We start from the raw sequence: 2,937 nt of genomic DNA, 5'->3' as shown, positions 1-2,937 counted from the left end.
CTGAAACTGGTTTTGTCTTACTATCCTTTTTTGTTTTTGTTACCTTGATATCCAAAGCTTCCTCATCAATATCTGCATATTCTGATATAACTCTTATTATATCAGTTTTTACCATATCTAAAAATTGAGGCGACAAATCAGACCTATCATGGACCAATACTAGTTTAAGTCTTTCTTTCGCTACATTTTTGCTTTGTTCTTTCTTTCTCCCAAATATTTTTAGAAAATCCAAAGTACCCCTCCTATTTACCAAATAACAATTTTATTATCTTGCTAAACTTACTTTCTTCATCTGTTTCTAAATTTAATAACTCTATTTCTTCTCCTGTTAAACGTTTTGTTATATTCATATATGCCTTCCCTGCAAGAGAAGTAGCTTCTATTACTGCCGGTTCTCCTTTATTAGTTGAAACAACTATTTCTTCATCATCTGGTACTACTCCTATTAGATCTACAGCAAGTATATCTGAGATATCATCTATATTCATCATATCTCCTCTATTTACCATATCTTGTCTTATTCTATTTATAATTAAACGTGGACTTTCTACTCCCTTAGCTTCTAAAAGTCCTATTACTCTATCAGCATCTCTAACTGCTGAAATTTCAGGTGTTGTAACTATAATTGCATGATCAGCACCAGCTATAGAATATTGAAAACCTTGCTCTATGCCAGCTGGAGAATCTATTATTATATAATCAAACTCTTTTTTAAGTTCATTTACTAGCTCTATCATTTGTTTTGGTTCTATAGCAGACTTGTCCTTTGTTTGAGCTGCTGGAAGTAAAAAAAGTTTATTAAATCTTTTATCTCTTATGAGTCCTTGTTTTAATCTACAATTTTTTTGGACTACATCAACAATATCATATACTATCCTATTTTCAAGACCCATAACTACATCAAGGTTTCTAAGTCCTATATCAGCATCAACTACTACAACTGATTTGTCTAACATTGCAAGTGCTGTACCAATATTTGCACTCGTGGTGGTCTTTCCCACTCCTCCTTTTCCAGAGGTTATGACTATGGAAATACCTTTTTCATTTTGCATATATTTTCCTCCCTTTTAAAGTAAAACTCATAACTCATTTTATCTATTGGGTAAATATGGCTCTATTACTAGTTTACCGTCTACTAACTTAACAACTTCTGGTACATCGTAATGAAATTCATTTTCATCAGATGCCCTACCCATAACATTGCATATTCTGAGTTGACTTGCAAGTAGTTTATAAGCAGCTATAATAGATTTTTCGTCTCCACCAAGACCTGCATAAACAACTCCTCTTAGACTGCCTAAAATCACTACATTTCCATTAGCTTTTATAAGAGCCCCTGGGTTTACATCTCCTATAATAACTACATGTCCTTCATATATTATTTCCTGACCCGATCTTAATGTCCCGCATATAAACTTTGTCATATTCCCTTGAAAATCTTCTACAAAGCTTTCTGAAGAGTCTTCCTTATTTTTATAATCTTTTTCAACAGTAGGATGCAATATATCATTAAATATAGTTTTTAAATCAATATTAAAATCATATTTATATTTAAGCATCAAATTTAAATCTAAGATTTCATCATTTGTCAAACTTTGACTTTCTACTCCTAAAAATTTAATTCCTTGGTAAAATTTAGAGGTTTCTCTTATTTTTTTGTCTAATTCTTTTTTTATAAGTTCTATATTAGAACTATCTATAATAATAAGTAATCCTTCTTGTACACCTTTAAACTTAATAATTGGATTAGCCAACTATAGTAATCCTCCTCTACATACCACTTTCATTATACTATACTTATCCAAACTTTTCTATATAAGTTATAATATTTATTTTGACAGATTTAGTGGTTATTTTTAAATTTATCTCATTAGTGTATTTTCATAAGGAATAGTCTCTTCCTTTTCTTCTTTATTCAATCCCATATATTCTGCTATTATATCACGAGTCATAGGTGAAGAATATCCACCACTTCCCCCTTGAAATAGTACAGTTGCTACAGCTATTTGAGGATCATCATAGGGTGCAAAAGCTACAAACCATGAAAAATCATCATAGCTTTCTTTTGTAATTGGGTTTTTATTATCATTTTTAGCAGTACCAGTTTTGCCACCTACATCTACTGGGAATTTATTAAATACAGATCTGTAAGCACCCTCTTTAGTAACCTTGAGCATTCCTTTTTTAAGATCTTCCAAATGTTCATAGTTTTTTAATTCTATCCTTTCAGCATTATTTTTATATTCATATACTGACTTAGTATTATTATAGTTTTTAACACTATCTATAAGAGTAAGCTTATGCTTATATCCTCCATTAGCTATAATAGAAGTATAATTTGCCATCTGCATTGGCGTATAACCATTTTGTCCTTCCCCTATTGTAATACCTAAAGTATCTTGTATATTCCATCCAGCAAAATTTACATAAGTAAATGTTATAGCTCCAGCTATAGACTCTTCCTTACTGTTTGCATGAATTATATTTGCTTCTGGATCTATCTTTAAATCTCTTAGTTTGTTCATAACTTCCCCATAAGATAGTGGTATTTCTAAATCGAGCCAAGAAATTATTTCTTCTATCGCTTCTTCTTTATCTTCTTCTGAGTAATCATAATCTTTGTTAAAGGTTTTTTCAATTTCTCTATTTAATATTGATTTCAATATGGCTTTAGTATTTGCTACTTTTCTCTTAGGATTTGGTATTATACCTGATGATTCAGCAGGTATATTTATTTCTATACCCGTTTTATCATTTAAACCAAGTTTTTTACTCATTTCAACAATATCATCTATTTCAAGTTTAACGCCTACATTTTCTCCCGTTTTTTGGTTTTTCCCCATAGCAAGTGAATAAAAGTAATAGTTACAAGAGTCTCTAAGTGCTTCGTAAATATTTACATAACCATGAGTTCTTCTATTCATTGTCCAAAGCAAA

Annotated in this window: 4 protein-coding genes; all 4 read right to left on the bottom strand. The window is 30.5% G+C overall.

Going from position 1 to position 2,937, the window contains the following annotated elements; translation table 11 throughout:
- Positions 1–232: cell division topological specificity factor MinE (gene minE / locus ACTHW2_RS10665; RefSeq protein ID WP_442263899.1), on the bottom strand; the 232-nt coding region annotated here is incomplete at its 3' end.
- Between the two features lie 10 nt (positions 233–242).
- Positions 243–1,052, bottom strand: coding sequence for a septum site-determining protein MinD (gene minD / locus ACTHW2_RS10660; protein WP_442263898.1), 810 nt, complete (start codon positions 1,050–1,052; stop codon positions 243–245).
- Positions 1,053–1,091: 39 nt separating this feature from the next.
- Positions 1,092–1,754, bottom strand: coding sequence for a septum site-determining protein MinC (gene minC / locus ACTHW2_RS10655; RefSeq protein WP_442263897.1), 663 nt, complete (start codon positions 1,752–1,754; stop codon positions 1,092–1,094).
- A 108-nt stretch (positions 1,755–1,862) separates the two neighbouring features.
- Positions 1,863–2,937, bottom strand: a 1,075-nt coding sequence (locus ACTHW2_RS10650) for a penicillin-binding transpeptidase domain-containing protein (RefSeq protein WP_442263896.1), incomplete at its 5' end; no start/stop codon positions are given.

This window comes from Tissierella sp. (assembly GCF_052089545.1).
Taxonomy (GTDB): domain Bacteria; phylum Bacillota; class Clostridia; order Tissierellales; family Tissierellaceae; genus Tissierella_A.
This window is presented reverse-complemented; position numbering and strand designations above follow the sequence as displayed.